The organism is Nostoc sp. DedSLP04, from assembly GCF_034530775.1.
Taxonomy (GTDB): Bacteria; Cyanobacteriota; Cyanobacteriia; order Cyanobacteriales; family Nostocaceae; genus Nostoc.
The window spans coordinates 124,114-143,105 of sequence record NZ_JAVRCL010000001.1; the positions used below are offsets into that span (position 1 = coordinate 124,114).

An 18,992-nucleotide genomic window follows, 5' to 3' on the forward strand; every position below is an offset into this window, starting at 1 on the left:
AAATTACCCATAATAAAAGAACCCCACCCCCAACCCCTCCCCGCAAGCGGGGAGGGGAGCTAAAGCGCAGCTTTTGCGGGGTGGGGTTCCGGTTATTATGGTTAATTACCCGGACATCATATTATTGGTAAAACTCCCTGTGGTCGAGCAACGGTGTCAGCTCTGCAATTAAATCGGGTTGGAGTCGTTAACTTGCGTCGCCTTCTGACCTCGGCGGGACTGCATCCAGCGCCATAAGAATCTTGGTAGTGGTAAATATCTAGCGATCGCTAATTCATTCTCATTTTAAGGTTTCATGGCATTAAACCCTCACAGCACGCAGGTTTGACATAATTCCTTGCCACGTAAAAAACAACCAGAATCTACTTAACATTGCCAACTTTCATGCCTAAAGCCTGCTTGTTTTCAACTCAGCATTCCTGCGTTGTTTTTTGCTGCTTAGTCTAAATTCCGCTGAAAAATCCACTTTTCTTGAAGTAGGCAAAGTAGATATTGAGTAATTCGGTGTTTATTGTTGGATAAATAATATTGGTGTCAGCAAGTCCAGTCAATGTATTTTGGCAATCAAATGCTGGTAACTGCACGTTCTTTAATAATTGTTCGTCTAACAATGGCAGGAAAGCATGTAAAGCATTTGGAATATTGTGTTTCGCATTGTGTAGCAATTTAGCATACCACTCATGGTAAGAAACTTGCTCTAGCGAATAGCCTAAAGACCGAACTAACTCACACCATTTACCCCAAGACAGACAATCAGGAGAAACAAGGTGAAATGCCTTGCCGAAGGAGTCAGGGTTTTGAGAGAGGTGGACGATCGCTCTGCTACCATAATCAACTGGGGTCAAATCGAGCGGAAATTCCAAATCCGGCACCATACCTAGTTCGATACAGCCTTTAGTCAGACTGCAAAAGAAGTCATCCACATTGGCGATTCCTGTTTTGCTGTGTCCAGAAATTGCACCTGGTCTGTAGATACATACAGGAAGTCCGCGATCGCGTGCCTGCATGACCAGCTTTTCTGCCACCCATTTACTCTGTAAATAACCCCCTTGCAACCCTTGGAATTCTGCCAATCCATCGGATTCTTGAATGTAGTTAGCATTTGCATAAGCAGGAGCCGAAAAAATGCCCAGCGTCGAAACAAAATGCACGGGTTTGACTTTCGTTTGAGCTGCTAAACTCAAAATCGCCTGAGTTCCCAAGACATTGGCTGCTTTGAGTTTTGCATAAGGATAAAGAAAATTGACGACAGCACCATTGTGATAGATGACATCAATTTGATGACTCAATTGATGGAATTGTGACTCATTCAATCCTAAGTTGGGTAACGCCAAATCACCAATGACCGGAACGATCCGAGAGCGAAACTCTTCTTGCCAAAGTCCGTATGCTTGCAAATGGCTTTGGATACGTTGGATGCCCTGTTCTACATCCTGCGTAGGCGCAGCCCGTCGTAGACATCGCACTAAGCAATAAACATTAGCTGTGGTCTGTTGCAGGAGTTCGTCTAATAAATACGCACCGAGAAATCCAGTTGCTCCAGTTAAGAAAATCGCCTGGGGTTGGGCGATAAACTTGAATGCTGTAGTTGGACGAATTGCCGGATCTAAAACAGCTTCTGCTGCCAAATCGATCGCTAAATCAGCAGCTACTCCTGTCTGAGCGATCGCTTCAATTACTTGAGCCACTCCTGCAATTGTTGGAACTTCTAATAATTGATGAATGGGTATGGTTACTTGGAAGTTTTCTCGCAACCGAGACAGCAGTTGCACTGCCAATAAAGAATTGCCTCCCAAATCGAAGAAGTTATCGTAGATGCTGAGTGGGGATCTGTGAAGTAAGTTTTGCCACAGGTCAGCTAAGTGTTTTTCGGTTTCAGTGCGGGGTGCAACAAATGTCTGATGTTGTAGTTGGTATTGAACTTGAGACTCTTCCATGTGCTGGAGAATCTGCTCTGGTCTATGCCAATCTGAAGCAATTTTTTGGTATAAGGCGGTGTAATTGGCGGATTGTTGGGGTATTGCGCGATCGCTGTGGGTTAAACTCCCTTCAGATGCCGAATGTTTTGCTTCTTTGTCTAATCGTTCGGAAGCAATAGCGATCGCTCGACAATCATCTGCTGATAACTTATAACAATAGCTTTCTGCTAAACGTTCCTTGTCAATTGCTGTCAACTGTTCTAGAAAATCCCCGACAGGCTGGTTTTTGGAACTGGGCTTGTAAATAATATCGATCTGCTTCAGCCCGCGTGCCAGGGCAATTTTACCCAGGAAATTGAGCATTTGATACTCAACTCCTCTGCCCAACACTCGACAACTAAGTAATAAAGTATCTACCACCAGGGCTGATGCTGTGGCCTGTACCATCATCATACCCACCAAACCATAATTACCAAAGCGGTCTTTTACATCCACAACATAGCAAGTATGAGTATCTAACAGGCAAAAGGTTTTGATTTCAGCCGACGTTCTGCGTAAGATGGTGGTATTAAATTGATTTGTTCGCTGCGTTAGTTGAGCAACACGATCTATCTGGGAGGGCTGCATTTCCATAATATCCACTTGCAGATTGAGGCTATTGAGGAAATCTCGCAACGAAAGAGATTCGCTAGCTGCTTGCTGGCGTTGACGATTTTGCTGGTAAACAATTGTTCGCTGTCGATCCTCTAGAGTGATCTTTAGACGATCGAATGCCCAGATATGAGCCAGGAATTGGGGAATTTCAGTGGCATTTGTCGGCAATTGCAGGGTTAAAACTTCTGGACAGTGATAGCGGACTTGTGCGCATTCGATGGGGTTGTCATCAATAAAGATGAAGCTATCTAAACTCAGCCCTAGTTCTTGAGACAGCAATTTCAAGTTCTCTGATTTAGTCTGCCAATTAATTTGCCAAGCCGCCAAATGGTGACGCTTTAGCAGCATATCGGAGCGTTGGTCTAATACAGCAAAGACATCTGCTTGATTATTTTTGCTGCACAAACATAGCAACATCCCGCGATCGCACTGCTCAATCATAAATTCTTGCAATGCTTGATAGGATGAATCTATGACAATACCTTCAACTCCATCCTCGCCACAAACACCTTGCCATAAGGTTTGATCGCAGTCTAAGACAATTACTTTATAAGGCGGTCTATGTAGGCAGTGAATTTTTCTCGCCAACATTGTTCCTAACGCTGTGAAGAATGCTGGCGTAAATGGAATATGTCCGATTTCATCGCTATAAGCATCATAGAAATTAGTTACTGGGTATCTTGTTGCTAACTCATGATAATTAATAATATGCAATCCACTAATATCGGCAAGTTCTGTTAATAAATTTGCTTCTATTTGTTCCAAAAAAGTTGCCATTTCTGCATCAGCAATTATTGCATTACTTGGCAACAAACAAAGCAAATGGGGAATTTTAGTCCGTTCGCAGGATTGACGTAATGCTATAACTAAATCCTTAGTATTGCGCTCAATTGAATTCTTTTGTTCGTTACTAGATGACTCTTGTGAATCCTCTGATCTAACCCAATCTTCTAACCGCACTAAAACAATATTGATTCCCGTTTCATTTTGCGATAACAGGCTATCAGGAGTCAGCAGTTGTTGGAAAACCTGGTTATAGGGAGCAAAGGTTATTTCTGAGGGTAAATTGAGTTGCTGCATCCAGAAATTTAGAGAATCTGCAACTAAATCGGCGGTAAAAGTAGCTGCGATCGCCAACTTTTGCTTTTGATATCGGCTCCTAGCTAATCTTGCTTTTCTCTCAAGGTCTGTTGGTAGTTTCAATTCATTGAGGCGAATATCTTTTGACTCAACCCATTGTGCTAAAATTTGGAATAAAGCATTACCAAAAGCGTCGATTGTTTCACTTTCAAATATGTCGGTGTTATATGCAATTCCTATTTGCAAATCCGCTCCGACTTCGTAAATATAAGTATATAAATCTAAATCAGTCGGCCCCCAAATTCCTTCGTCAATCAATGAAAACGTCAGATTAGGTAAATTTGTCAAGTCGCTGGGCAGTTGACTGTTGACATAGCTTAATCCGGTTCGGAATGTTTGAAAAAAGGGAGTATCTTGTGCAACCCGACTCGACCCCATGACTTCAACGACTTTACCAAAGGGGACATTTTGGTGAGCATAAGCAGATAACAACACCGATCGCACTCGGCTGAGTACTTCCGCAAAAGTGGGATTGCCAGACAAATCTGTACGCAGCAATAAAGGGTAGCCAAAAAAACCAATCAAGGACTCCACTTGCGGATGAACTCGACCTGAAGCGGTAAAGCCAATTAAAATGTCTTCCTGCTGAGAACACAGGTAAATCAAAGCCTTAAACGCTGCTACGAAAGTCATAAAGGAAGTAATTCCCATTTGTTCGTGACTTCGTTGTTTGATTGCAGCCCACATCACAGGATCGAGTTTAAAAAACTTTCGCCGACCCTGGAAATTCTGGAGTGGCGGTCGGGGATGGTCGATGGGCAATTTTAATTCAAAGGATGCCCCCTCTAGTTGCTGTTTCCAGTAAGCTAGTTCGCTTTTGAGTGCATCATTGTTGAGCCACTGGCGCTGCCATACGGCAAAATCTCGATATTGGATCGCAGGTTCTGGTAGCGGGGAAGGCTGTCCCTTGTAGAAATGACTGTAGACTGTCGCCAGTTCTCGAATCCATAAACCCATCGAGATCATATCGCTGATAATGTGATGAATAACGAGCAAGAGAATGTGCTCGCCTGCATTTAAGCGAATGAGTTTAATCCGCCATAAAGGAGCGATCGCTAAATCAAAGGGAGCTTCAGCTGCTTCATCGGCAATTTGCCAGAAAGTTTTTAATTGTTCGGTTGTGTCTAAATGCTCAAGATTTAAAACAGATAATGTAAAAGGTTCTGGTGCAGCAATATTTTGCACGGGATTCCCTTCCCACACCCCAAACGTTGTCCCAAAGACATCGTGGCGACGGAAAACTTCATTAATACTTTTTTGGAGGCAGTTTAAATCTAGATCGCCATTCAACCGCAAGGCTTGAGCAATATTATGAGCAGATTCTACAGAAGCTAACTGGGCCAAAATCCACAGGCGTTCCTGCTGGAAGGATACCGGAACGTTTTGCGTTTGTGAAATCGGAACCAAAGGAATGGAGGCAGCCCCGATTTTATTCTGGTGTAGTAATCGGATTAGCTCTACTTTATTGTTAGCTAAAGCATTCCGTAGATCGGGAGTGATAACTCCTTTAGGTGCTTGAATGCGGAGTTGTTCCCCATCAACTGATAATTTCACTCCCCGGTCTGAAAGCTCGGCTAAAAGGGCATTTAGGTTCATAGTATTATTTCTTCCACATCCTCAGTGATTTCAGTTGCCGAATTTTCGTTTAGTCCCTGTAAAGCTAGTTGTTTCAATAGCAGGTCTGCTAGTTGGTTGATGCTGGAACCTTCAACAAACTTTTCTAAAGAAAGGTCAATTCCCAGTTCTGTGATGATGCGATTGCGGATTTCGATCGCCATCAAAGAATCTAGTCCGGCTTTGCTCAATGCTTGATTAGTATCCACTCGATCCACAGAACAACCCAACACTTTGGCAACCTTTTCTTTCAGGTACATGGTTAAAATCTGCAAGCGATCGCCAAAGTCATGAGTTTGCAATTGCTGCTGAATTTCTATCGGCGGTGGTGATGTCGATTGAGTAACCGCCAGTTGAGAAAACTCTGCCAAATATGCCGGACAATTCCCCGGTGAGAATTGCTGCATAAATGTCAGCCAATTGAGCGGCATCACACCTACTTGAGCAACCTCCCAAAAAAAGCTCTGCTCCAAAGCCTGTAAACCTTGGGATGGCGATATCATTTCCATTCCCTGATGTTGGAGTTGCTTACCGAACTGACGCTCGGCGGCTGCACCAATTTCAGCCCAAGCTCCCCAGTTAATACTCAATCCCGGTAATCCCAATTGATGACGATAATGTGCTAGAGCGTCTAAAAATGCATTAGCAGCGCAGTGATTAGCTTGACCGGCAGAACCTAAAACAGAAGCAGCCGAAGAAAACAAGATGAAGAAATCGAGCGGTAAGGTTTGGGTTAATGCGTGCAGATTCCAAGCACCTTGTACTTTCGGTGCCATGACTTGATGAAAGCGCTCCCAAGTTTGCTGGAGTAAAACTCCGTCATTCAAAACTCCGGCTGCATGGATAATGCCGCGTAGAGGCGGGTGGCTGCGGCCAATTTCTGCCAATACCTCCGCCACTTGTGACTGCACAGACACATCAGCTTGCATTACCATCACCGATACACCTTGTGCCTGAAGCTGCTGAATCTGGCGATCGCTGTGTTCGTTTGTCCCTTTGCGTCCCATGAGAACTAAGTGCTTTGCCCCACGTTCTACTAACCAATGGGCAATTAGCAGTCCCAGTCCCCCTAATCCACCAGTAATTAAGTAGGTACTATCTGAATGGATGGGGATATCTGCTCGATTATGAGAGTTACGGTAAGGAACCAGTCTTGCCACCTGACGCATCCCATTACGGAATGCAATTTGGTTCTCTCGATCTGGTGATGTCAACTCTGTAAATAGTGCATCAAGAGGGTTTTGAGTTAGCCGATAATTTTCTTGGAGGTCTAAATCTATCAAGCGAAGCTGTAATTCTGGGTGTTCTCTGACGATCGCCTTCCCCATTCCCCATAGGGGCGATTGAACTAATCCAGCTTTATCGGCAACTGCTCCTTTAGTTATTACCCATAACTGAGGTGGCGTTATACCCATCTTTTTAACTAGCGCTTGCACCAAGTACAGAGTACTGCCACAGCTAATACGGGTTGCTGCTTGCAAATCTTCGACGGTTAAGGTTGGTGCAGTTTCTCCACTCTCTAGGCTCCACAAATGTACCACCCCTGAGAGACGCGATCGCTTGCTAAGTATGTGCGAAACCAACTGCTGAAAATCTTCCGGTTTGTGAGGATTAATCCTGAACTCGAACTCGCTCAACAGTTCGTATTCCTGTCCGGGAAAAACTAGAGTACAGGTATCTCCTCGTTCTTGAAACCGTCGAGCAAGTTTCTGACTGATACCTTGACTATCTGCTAAAATTAGCCAGTTTTGTGGTATACGGCTCTCGGTTCCTTTTTGGGCAACGATCGCAGCCTGAGCCAGGGAACCGATGATTTTGTTTTTAGGTGCGATCGCCACCGCCGATGTAAATCCATTCGCTTGCAACACATCTTGCCACTCGGCACTACTTAAGAGCGGGTAATTCGGTCGCAACCAGCGATCGGCAAACAACCACCAACCTGGGGTCAAGCCAAAGCTCAGATCCAGCCAACAATGGCGATCGGTGACTTCTAACATCACCAGAATTCCGCCTGGTGCTAATAAGCTGTGGACGTGGGCCAATGTTTGTTGTAAATCTGGTGTCGCGTGCAGGACATTGGCTGCCACAATCACATCATATTGTTGCCCTTCCAAGCCTTGAGTCGCTGGATCTCGGCTGATATCTAAAGATTGATAGCGGACAAATGGGTAATCCCGAAACTTCTCCCGTGCTTTGGCTGCAAACAGAGGTGAAATGTCTGTGAAGGTGTATTCAGCTTGATAATTATTCAATTGCGGCAGAATGTAAGCGGTTGTGCTGCCAGTTCCCGCTCCAATTTCTAGCAAGCGGATCTTGCTTTTTTGTGGTACTCGCAGTAGTGCTGCGGAAACTGCCTTTTGCACCAATGTATTCATCACTCTAGCAGCTGGGGCATCTTGATACAGTTGCGTCAGCAGGGTGAAATCACCATCGGGAAATAGTAATTGTAGTGGGTCAAGTTTTCCCTGAAGTACTTCTGGTAAGCTGGCACCACAGCGTTCTACTAGGGCGATTTCAGTATCTCCGGTAGGGAATCGGGCTAACAATCGCTCTGGTTGGGGCGTTTGGCGATCGAGGGCGCTAATTACTTCCCAGTGATGTCTGCCGTTAGCAAAATCAAGAGGTCTGAGCCACCCTGCTTCAGTCAAAATATCCAGAAACCGATGTAGCAGTTGGTGATACTGGCTAATCACCCCCAACTGTTCTGCTATTTCTGTAAAGGAAAACTGCAATCCGAGTTGAAAGTCCCATCCTAGTTGTTGCAAGGCACTGATTACATAAGACACACTGAGGGCTTCGAGTTGGGGTAAAAATTCCTCGTTTGATGAGGTTGTTGTTAAAAGTTCGGCCAATTGAGGAATCAGGTTTTGGCTGATGTCTTTGGGATTGAGCAGGTAATCCGGTGAAAGCGATCGCCCCACTTGGGCTTGAGGTCGCCACTCGATTTGATACAACCAATCTGGCGGAACTTGAGGAGAAACTGTCAATGTTGCCGCAGCGACCCTTTGAAGTTGCAGACCTTCAACAACCGCTATAATCTCACCATCATCTGTAATTAATTGCAAATCGCTAATCAGTGTTTTGTTACTGTTCTGGCTAGGATGTACTTTGGCAAAACTCCATAGTCGGTTGCTGGGGCGATCGCAAACTTGCAATCGCTTGATGGCGATCGGCACATAAGCCTCTTTGCTACTATCTTGTGGGAATTTAGCTTGTAAAACCTGAAAACAAGCATCCAAGAATGCTGGATGAAACTGATAGGTATCTGTTTCTAAAAGGCATCTTTGGGGTAACTCAATTTCTCCTGTTACTACTTCTGAATTCAACCACAACTGTTTAACTCCCCGAAAACTAGCACCATAATCAACTCCCCGTTGAACAAACTGTTGGTAATGTTCGTCTTGCTTATGAGAAGCTACTTCCTTGGGGAGCCAGTGCGTTGCAGAAAGTTCCAGCGATGGTTTGAGATTGGATGCGGTGACATTTCCAGAAACATGCAGCATCCAAGATGGTGAATCTTCTTCATCTAATTCACAACTAAAAATTTCAAAGGAATATCCTTGTTGTTCTGTTGGCTGAAAAATTAACTGGAGTGTTTTTTCATTTTCTGATAGAACTAATGCCCGTTTATATAGGACATTTTCTAAAATTAAATTTTTGGATTTCAAAACCTTCGCTGCTGCCCCTAAAACCATCTCTAGATAAGCCGTTCCTGGCACGATTACTTTGCCGTAAACGCGATGTTCAGCTAAAAAAGCAGGGAAATTAGAATTGATTTCGGTCTGGAAACGAATTTCTTTCGAGTCTGCCAAGTGCAATCTAGAACCGAGCAGAGGATGAGAAGATTTAAGATTTCCAGAGGGGATTTGAACATTTTTTTGGCTGCTGTCTTTGTTTGGTTCAACCCAAAAACGCGATCGCTCAAAGGGATAATTCGGCAATACCACGCGCCGATGCTCAGATCCCCGATGAAACTCCGACCAACTTACCGATATTCCCTGCTCATACAACGCCGCTAAACTGGTCAACATCTGCTGCCAATCTGATTCTTGCGATTTGAGACTTGCCAGCCACAGATGTCCTGATTCTGGGATACACTGACGACCCATGCTTACCAAAATTGGGTGCGGCCCCACTTCCAAACAAGCCAAATTTCCTAACGCTGACAGGCTGACAATACTGTTAGCAAATTGCACTGGCTGCAACACATGCTGCACCCAATATTCAGGCGTGCTAATCTCCACTCCTGCCAATTGCCCTGTGATGTTGGAAATAAAGCGAATATTCGGGTTTGGTGTACGGTAGCTCACTTGCTGGGCAATCTGCCCAAACTCTGCCACCATTGGTTGCATCAACGGCGAATGAAAAGCATGGGAAACTTTCAGTGACTTTGTTTGCACTCCTCTGGCTTCTAAGATAGCCACAGCCGATGCGATCGCCCCAGCTGCACCAGAGATCGTGATTTGTCTTGGTGCGTTGATTGCAGCAATCGTTACCTCCGGCAATGAATCAATTACCGCAGATACTTGTGCCAAATCAGTAAATACCGCTACCATTGCCCCTGTCTGCGGTAGTGCTTGCATCAATTTACCCCGTGCAGCAATGAGTTTCAATCCATCTTCCAGACTGAATACACCTGCAACAGTTGCGGCAACATATTCGCCCACACTATGACCCATAACAGCACTAGGCTTGATACCCCAAGATTGCCATAGCTGGGACAATGCATATTCCAAAGCGAATAAGACAGGTTGGGTATAGCCCGTCTCATCCAGAAGATGAGGCGCTAAGTTTTTTTCCCTTTCCCCTTTCCCCTTTTCCCTTTCCCCTAATGGATACAGCACTTCTAACAATGGTTGCTCTAATAATGAGTCCAGGATTTGGGCACAGCGATCGAGTGCTTGTCGGAAAACAGGTTGGGTTTCGTAAAGCTCTCGTCCCATACCGATATACTGCGAACCTTGTCCAGTGAATAGGAAAGCTACCCCTGAAGCCTGAAAGCGAGTGCGCGAATTTTCGGCAATAAATGTTGTGAGTTGATTTCTCAATTGTGCGGGTGAATCAGCAACCAAAGCCAGCCGATAATCAAAATGCGATCGCCCCACATTACTCGTATAACAAATATCCCTCAAACATACTTCTGAATGAGACTCCAAAAACCCCACATACCGCCCAGCTAATTCCCGTAAAGCTGTCTCAGTTTTTGCCGAAACCGTCAATAGGGATTTTGGATTGTCATCAGCATCATCCAATCTAAAATCTAAAATCGGCAATCTAAAATCGGAGGGCGCTTCCTCCAAAATGACATGGACATTCGTACCGCCAACACCCAAAGAAGTTACGCCAGCCCGCCGAGGCGTTTGGTCTGTTTGCCAGTCTGATAGAGTTGTATTTACATAAAATGGACTGTTAGCAAAATCAATCTTGGGATTGGGATGTTTAAAATTTAGGCTAGGCGGCAGCAATCCGTGCTTGAGTGCCAAAACTGTTTTAATCAATCCTGCTATGCCTGAAGCTGTATCTAAATGTCCGATGTTAGTCTTTACAGAACCAATGGCACAAAATTGTTGCTTCTGTGTTTTGCTACGAAATGCTTGGGTTAATGCTGCAATTTCAATCGGATCGCCGAGAGTCGTTCCGGTTCCGTGGGTTTCGATGTAAGTAATAGTTTCTGGATTGATATCTGCGATCGCTTGGGCTTGGGCAATCATTGCTGCCTGTCTCTGAACGCTGGGAGCCGTATAGCTGATTTTTTGGGAGCCATCGTTATTAATCGCAGAACCCTTAATGACGGCGTAAATATTATCTCCATCGGCGATCGCATCTGCCAATCGTTTCAACATCACAATGCCAACGCCATTGCCGCCAACGGTTCCTTGGGAGTTAGCGTCAAATGCTCGGCAGTGACCATCGGGTGAAAGAATCATTCCTGGCTGATAGCGATAACCAGATTTTTGAGGTACAGCGATCGCCGCAGCGCCAGCCAGAGCCATATCGCATTCTCCCTGAATCAAACTCCTACACGCTTGATGAACTGCAACTAAGGAAGTCGAGCAAGCGGTTTGCACGTTGACGCTGGGCCCTTGCAAGTTGAATTTGTATGAAACCCGCGTGGGGAGAAAATCTGTACCATTGGCGATCGCTAGTTGCGAGTCGTCAACGTGTTCTAGGCGATCGCGATTTGGGTAAAGATTGTGATTCCAGTAGGTTCGACCTGCATAAAGATTCATCCCCATGCCTGCATAAACCCCGATTAATCCTGTATAAGTTGCAGGGTCGTAACCAGCATTTTCGAGTGTTTCCCAAGCACACTCTAAAAACAGCCGATGCTGTGGATCGAGGATTTGAGCTTCTTTGGGCGAGATATCGAAAAATGCAGCATCAAATAAATCTATGTCAGATAAGATACCACTAGCTTTTACATAATTGGCATCATTCAAAGATGAAGAATCGATTCCGGCTAACTCCAGTTCTTCATCGCTGAAGAATGAAATCGATTCCACGCCATTACAGCAATTTTCCCAGAATTCATCGAGTGTTTTGGCTCCTGGAAAACGCCCGGACATACCGATGATGGCAATTTCTAATTGCTGGGTATCTTTCATCTTACCCAAACGATGGGATGGCGATAATTGCGATCGCTCCGGCAATGGCATTTGAGCTTGATTTAGAAACTCTGCTAAGGTCTGAATAGTTGGATATTGGAACAAGTCAATCAGTGACAGATGTTGCCCAAATTGTTTTTGTAAGCGATCGTGAACCCGAACCAAGGTGAGCGAACTACCACCTAATTCAAAAAAGTTGCGATCGATACTCACTGAAGAAATGCCGAGTACGTCTTGCCATATTTGAGCTATCTGGCGTTGAATGTCAGTTTGGGGCAAAACTACTTGCCAAGGTTGGTTGTGCTTCTGATTGCTGCCAATAATTTTGGCAATGTCTATCGTACCCGTTTGTGTTAAGGGCATTTCCGCAAGGTGTACAATTTCACAATGGCTAGGAGTCCCAAAGCGATCGCTAACTCTCATTTGCTCCCAACCATACAACCCTGCACTATCCACAGTGGTAATATAAGCGGTTAATTTATTGACGTTATCGGCTTCTGTCTTCAGATATCGACGAATATGGGGATTACTGCCATTTAAACCAATAATTAGCTGCGGTTGATGACGCGATAAACCTGCTAGTAAGGAACGCCAGCCCTGTTCTTGAGTGATACTCTGATACCCCAAGCGATGAGCTGCTTCCCGGCTGTGGATCGGGTTTCCTTCGCTCATACCAACATCATCCCACTGGCTCCAGTTAAAGCAGTAAGTCTCAGGATGGTAATGGTATTGCTGATACTGACAACAACCATCTAAAAAACTGTTGGCAGCAGCATAGGCACTAAAGGTTGCTCCGCCAAACACACTATTTACAGAAGAAAAGCCGATGAAAAGGGCATCTGGTCGATTCTGAATCAATTGAAAAAGCGTCCAAGTGCCCTGAACTTTCGGACGTAGCATGGTACGAAAACTTTCTAGTGTAGCCACAGCTATCCAGTGATTTTCCATCACTGTCCAGTGGTGTTTGAGATCGCCTTCACCTGCGAGATGAATAATTCCTGCCAAGGGTTGATTCCATCTCAACTCTGCCTCAGTGACAGCCTGTTGCAAGCAAGTTAAATCGCAGATATCAACAGATTTGTATAATAAATCACCACCTGTTGCTACAAGCGAGCGATAATTTTTTAGTCGCTTGGCGATCGCTGTATTCTGTTCGAGATGCTGCAACCATTCTGTTTCTGGTGGCAAATTTGTTCTGCCAACAATCAGCAATCGCACACCAAATTGCTTAAGTAAATATTGGCAAACTGAAGCCCCAATTCCACCCAATCCGCCTGTTACCAGATAAGTCTGCCCTGCTTTAATTGGTATTTCCTGGGTTGGACTAGCAAGCATATCGACTTTGGCAAGTGATGAGACTAGCCGTTGACCTTGACGATAAGCAATTTCACTATCATTTTTAGTAATATTTAATTCTTTAAACACATGTTTTGCATTTGTTTCCAGTGACCCAATTTCTAAGTCAAGGTGGCGACAGTGCAACCAAGATAGTTCTAAAGGAATTGTTTTCAGCAATCCGATAAGTGTAGATTTTTCATAAGCGATCGCATCATCGCTGTTAGTTAACTGGACGTTGTTAGAAATGACTTGTAACTGAATATCTATATTTAGTAGTTGGTGTTTTTCCTTGGCATTTGCTAAGGCTTGCACTAAAAATAGAATGCTATATAGTCCTAAGTATTGAGCGCGTTCTAGTTCCTCTAGGCTAGAAACTTGACCCCTAGACTCGTTGTATGTCCATAAATGCAAAATCTGAGTGGGAATATCCGATGCCAAAGACTCTAGTAACCGCCGATAGTGATCGGGATTTTCGGGGTTGATGGTAAAGCGATCGCCTTGCTCAGATTTGATAAAATCTGTACCTGCTGTAACGCAGATATAAGATTGATTATTGCGTTCGAGTTCTGTACACAGGTAATTTCCTAAACCTAAATCATCGAGAAACACGAGGTATTTCTGAGTCGGAAGTTTAACTGGCTGCCGATGTTTGTGATTTAACTGCTTAACACACCAAATTCGGCGATAAAACCAGTCAGGGATTGTGTTGGCATTGCCACTGAGGATATCAAACTGACGCAGGATAGGTTTAAATTCACCTGATTCAAAGCGTTTAACCAATTGCGATCGCTGGATCTTACCAATGGCCGTTTTTGGAATCGCAGCTTTTTCAACTGGAATTACATAGCTGGGATTGATACTACAACGTTGGACAACTTTTTGGCGAATGGTTTGCATCAACGTTGCAATTTCGATTTCATCCGCGCCACCTGCATGGAAGAAGATAGCTAGCTTTTCTGAACTTTCTCCATCGCGGACTGCAACTGCGGCAGTGTAGGAAACAACTACACCTGCAATTTCTTCAACAACTGCTTCGATTTCATGACTATAGTAATTCAGTCCATTAACGATAATAACGTCTTTCTCTCTGCCTGTAATTGTTAAACGTCCTTGTCGTAAGAAAGCTAAATCTCCCGTCTTGAACCAGCTATCTTCTGTAAAAACCTCTGAATTCAGTTCTGGTTGACCAAAATAACCTGATGTTACTGTCAATCCTTTTACTTGCAGCCTTCCGATGGCTTCTTCTTCAACGAGCTGGTCTTGAGCATCAACTATCCGCAGAGAAAATCCGGGAATCGGCGCTCCAACTTCCACGAATGCATCTTCATCCGTGGTTGATTCTCTAGAAAAGTTGTGAGAGTAAGTCACTCCCGAACAAGTTTCAGCCATTCCCCAAACGGGATGTATTGCCGTAGTCGGGAGTCCGTGCGCTGTCAGCAATTCGAGAAATCTTCTCGCAGTTTTACCAACAATGGCTTCTGCTCCGTTCAAGATGTATCGCACTGATGATAAATTCCAATGCCCCTGAGAAAGTTCTGCTTCAGCAGCGTTGATTAACCCATAGGCAAAATTCGGTGCAAAGGTTACACTCACGCGATAATCAGACATCCAATCAAGCCATTTCAGGGGTTGTTGCAACACCCAATCGGTGACGGCATGAATTTGCTGACAACTTATATAGACATCCCGAATATGAAAATACACTAATCCGGCAACGTGATCGAGTGGCATCCAGTTTAAGGAAACATCTTCTTGGGTAAATTCATTCATCTGGACACTCGCAGCCGACCGACAGATGAGACTGCGATGGCTTTGCATAACTGCTTTCGGCGTACCTGTACTGCCAGAAGTTAGAAACAGCACTGCTAAATCATCAGCCGCCGGAACATACCAGTTAGGATCGGGATGGTAAGATTGCAACTCATTGAGGGTAGCAATCGCCAAATTGTCAACTGGCAAATCTGTCAGGGAACGTCTCAGTTCAGGTGCTAATCGATCGCTAGTCAGTATTAAGCTTGGTTCTAGTCTTTGCCAGATTTGAGCTAATTTATTAACGAAACCATCAGAGCGATCGTAACTCTGAGGAACGGATAAAGGAATTGGGATAAATCCGCCTAAAATACAGCCCCAGAAGGCAGGAATGAAGTCTTGAGGCCGGTCAAATTGAAAAATTATTCGATTTTGAGGTACGAGTCCTAATTTTCTTAAACCCGCCAAAATCCGTTGAGCTGCGTCTAATAAATTTTCGTAGGATTGGTTTTGGCAAGCATCATCCGGTTGGATGTAAGTAATTCCTTTTGAAGTTTGTAACGCTGCCCTTTGGAGTAGTTCGGCTAAGTTAGTGGTTGCGTCTGTTTCCAGTTGTAAAGGTTCGCCATGACTAATTGCTTTGGCTTTTCGCTGGGAAATCTGAGATTTTGAAGGCTCAATTTGTTGATTTACGCCAGAATCCTCTAATTGAAAATTGAGCTTTGTTGTTTGAGTATCCGCTAGTAAATCCCAAACGTGTAATGGTGGCAGTTGTTTTGTCTGGTTTTGTACGATAACTGCGACTTGGTTGATGGAAGGGAGCGATCGCAAAGACGATTCCCATCGATCGATCAAATCTATGTCAATCACGGCTAAATCAGTTAGACGGCGATCGTCAATCAGTCCCTCGCTGGTGAGCGGCAATCTGGATAACCAAACGTAGGATTGAGGCAAGATAGTGTTTGGCAACTGAACCTGCAAATATGCATTTAGCTGTGCCAACGAACATTTTCCTGATGCAACTATGTAGGCAACTAACCACATATCTGTGGTTTCTGTTTCTCGGATTAATACCCGACACTCTTCAATTTCTGGATGGTTCAGGAGCGCAGTTTCCAGTGCTGCTTGGTCTGCTAAGTTTGCCTGAAAACCATTGAGGGTATTAATTTTCTCCAACATCTATAAGCTCCAAACTAACTTAGACACGTTTGCTGTTGCGGGATGTCTTTACTTCTACAAGCAACCCTATTAGTTGGTGGTTTGATATAACAGGCAACAGCTAATAGGCAACAGGCTTAAAAGTTTTTGGTGTCGGGATTTGACGATCGGTTGATGTCCTAACCTACCAAGGCAACTGCTATATATGCTTTTTTTGGCCGTTTTTGACATATTTGCTGTTTAAGGTCGCTACCTTGTGAATATTGAGAATACATGAAATTTTTTTGTAGTTACTAACTTCGTGACCATTTGTAACAAGTAACCTGAAAAGAGAATCTGAAAAAATTGGACTTAAAGGTTTGTAAATATTTGCTAGCAAGTTTTAGGAAGATTTTTGTCCAAAAATCATTCAGTTTTAAGTGCAACGGTGTCGAAAAACAAAACTATGTAAATAAAAATCAATTAACTTGTAAATCTTGTTGTATCTAGTTAAATTCATTGTTTTTTTATAATTTAAATTCCTGCGAATTGACTTAACTGATTCCTAATCCGTCGTCACGATTTACAATTAAAATATTACAATTTTGGTTTCCGTCTTGTTGGTAAATAAACCGATCTACGCTCTTCAGAGCTAGATAAACTCCCAAACCGCCAATCTGTCGTTGCTGTAGCGACTTGTTCAAATCATTTGGAGTTAACTTTTGAGTAGGATTGAAGGGAACACCAGTATCTTTAATCGTAATGGTCAAGGAGCGATCGTCAAGATCGGCTTTTAAAATCAAAATGCCTTGGCGATTTGCTGCCTGATAGCCGTAATTAATGATGTTTGTAGCGATTTCATCAACCGCCAAACGCAGTCTATAGGAGGTTTTTTTATTCAAACCTGCTACCATTGCTGCTGCCATCACATATTCTGCGATCGCCTTTAAAGAGTCCAGTGTTCCAGGCACAGTTAAAGGTTCCATATTTTACAGATTGGGGGTAAGTGAAAGGATGAAACTTTAGTCTGATGCCTTTCTCTGCACAATCAGCATTGTGATGTCATCATACTGAGGTGCGTTGCTGATGTGAGCGAACAAATCAGTTGTAATGCGCTCTAGCAGGGGAGATGGCAAAAGTGCAGATCGATCTAGGAGCGATCGCAGTCGCTTTTCAGTAAAAAACTTACCGCTGGGGCTACGTGCCTCAGTTACTCCATCGGTATAGCCAATTAAGATATCGCCTGGTTCCAACTGTACTTGTTGAATTTTAAATTTCATATTAGGCATCATCCCTACTGCTGGCCCGGTTGAGTTGAGACTGGCTTTGATACCAGTCTCACCAACAACAAACAGAGTTTCGTGTCCACCATTGATGTAGGTGAGAATGCCAGTTGCCGGATCTAGCACGCCAAAAAACAGCGTAGCAAACATACTCATCTGGGCGTGCTGCTGGGCGATGTAATTATTCGTGAGCGCTACTGCTTTCAGGGGGTTAATTTGGTATAAATTGGTTGCCATCTCTGACTCCAGCAAAATCGATAATTCCGCCTCATTGGCAATAATAGAGAGTCCGCCCAAACTAATTTGTCCCGAAAAAATACGGATTAAGCTTCGGAACAAAGCCATAAATAAGGCAGCGCCTACACCTTTGTCGGCGACATCAGCAATAACTAGTCCCAAGTAGTCGCCAGGTAGCATAAAAACGTCGTAGAAGTCGCCAGCAACTTGACGCGCAGGAGAGAAAAACGTGGCAATCTCTAAATTAGGTAGCTGTGGGATTTCATTGGGTAGAAAATCTCTCTGGATTTGCCGCCCTTTTTCTAATTCGTAGTTGAGCGCTTTGGAATAAGTTTCAATTTTCCCATAGAGCTGGGCATTTTCTAAAACTATAGCGATTTGGTCAGCAGTGAGCTGCATCAGATGGGCAATTTCTGGGCTAAAGTGCCCCGGTTCTGGGTGTAGTAAGGTAAGAATACCTAACACCTCTTCATTCCTGAGAATGGGAACAGCTAATGCTGAACGTACAGTGTAAGGCTGATTGGGCAACTGCAACCAACGATCGTCGGTTTCAGTGTCTACGATCAATCCGATCTGGCGCTGTCTGTATACCCAACCAGCAAGCCCCTGTGCTAAAACGCAACCAATCAGGCGATCGCGCTCCGCTAGTGCTGTCTCCCTTTGCGTGAGGATACTATCGGTGACAGCACCCTGGCGATCGAGTAAAAATAGACTGCCTTTTTGGGCACCAGTAAGCTGACTACAAACATCTAACGTGTCTTGTAAAGTAGCTTTCAACATCTCTTCTTCGGGTGAAGCGCGGATGATTGTTGCTACTGAATGCTCCAGCAGCTTTTTTTGAGCTTGGAAAGCAGCTTTTTCTGTTTTTAATTCAGCTACCTCTCGCCGCAGGGCCTTCAGTTCCTCAATTAGCTGTTGATTCTCTGCTATGCCATTCTCTTCATAAGATTGTTGGATCATAAATAGACCTGTCGCTTTATTATTGGGGTAAGATTCAGGACGGCGATCGCTTCACTAAATTGAATGCATCTGCTAATTTAAATAGAAATTCCACAATTCTCCTGCGATAACTCTTAAGTTATTTTGATATAAAAGTCATCCCTTAAATAGTTGAGAATTTATAAGATTTGTGCATAAAGAGTGAAATCTTGGTATTCTAAACAATACCAAGATTTTCTCGGAGAACACTAAGATTTTTTGGAGAACACCAAACCAAGATTTTCTCGGAGAACACCAAAATTTGTCAAAACTGATGGCTTCATCAGTCTGATAAATTTTTAATACCTTCATTAGACCTCTTGCATAAATCAAAAATA

4 protein-coding genes are annotated in these 18,992 nt (G+C 44.0%); all 4 read right to left on the reverse strand.

The features are described from left to right. Window positions 1-443: 443 nt before the first annotated feature. The gene (locus tag RMX89_RS00450) at window positions 444-5,309 is read right to left on the reverse strand and encodes a thioester reductase domain-containing protein (protein WP_322687536.1); all 4,866 of its coding nucleotides are present in this window, start codon (window positions 5,307-5,309) and stop codon (window positions 444-446) included. Beyond that, window positions 5,306-16,198: an SDR family NAD(P)-dependent oxidoreductase gene (locus tag RMX89_RS00455; RefSeq protein WP_322687537.1), complete on the reverse strand. Its 10,893-nt coding sequence runs from the start codon at window positions 16,196-16,198 to the stop codon at window positions 5,306-5,308. The genes RMX89_RS00450 and RMX89_RS00455 overlap by 4 nt, the downstream gene beginning before the upstream one ends. Before the next feature lie 512 nt (window positions 16,199-16,710). After that, a complete protein-coding gene (locus RMX89_RS00460) occupies window positions 16,711-17,142 on the reverse strand; it encodes an ATP-binding protein (protein WP_289796034.1) in 432 nt (143 codons plus the stop codon). A gap of 36 nt (window positions 17,143-17,178) precedes the next feature. Then, a complete protein-coding gene (locus RMX89_RS00465) occupies window positions 17,179-18,636 on the reverse strand; it encodes a GAF domain-containing SpoIIE family protein phosphatase (protein WP_322672806.1) in 1,458 nt (485 codons plus the stop codon). Window positions 18,637-18,992 lie beyond the last annotated feature (356 nt).

Coding starts and splice junctions, on each gene's coding strand:
- RMX89_RS00450 (WP_322687536.1), bottom strand. CDS start 5,309: ATGAACCTAAATGCCCTTTTAGCCGAGCTTTCAGACCGGGGAGTGAAA.
- RMX89_RS00455 (WP_322687537.1), bottom strand. CDS start 16,198: ATGTTGGAGAAAATTAATACCCTCAATGGTTTTCAGGCAAACTTAGCA.
- RMX89_RS00460 (WP_289796034.1), bottom strand. CDS start 17,142: ATGGAACCTTTAACTGTGCCTGGAACACTGGACTCTTTAAAGGCGATC.
- RMX89_RS00465 (WP_322672806.1), bottom strand. CDS start 18,636: ATGATCCAACAATCTTATGAAGAGAATGGCATAGCAGAGAATCAACAG.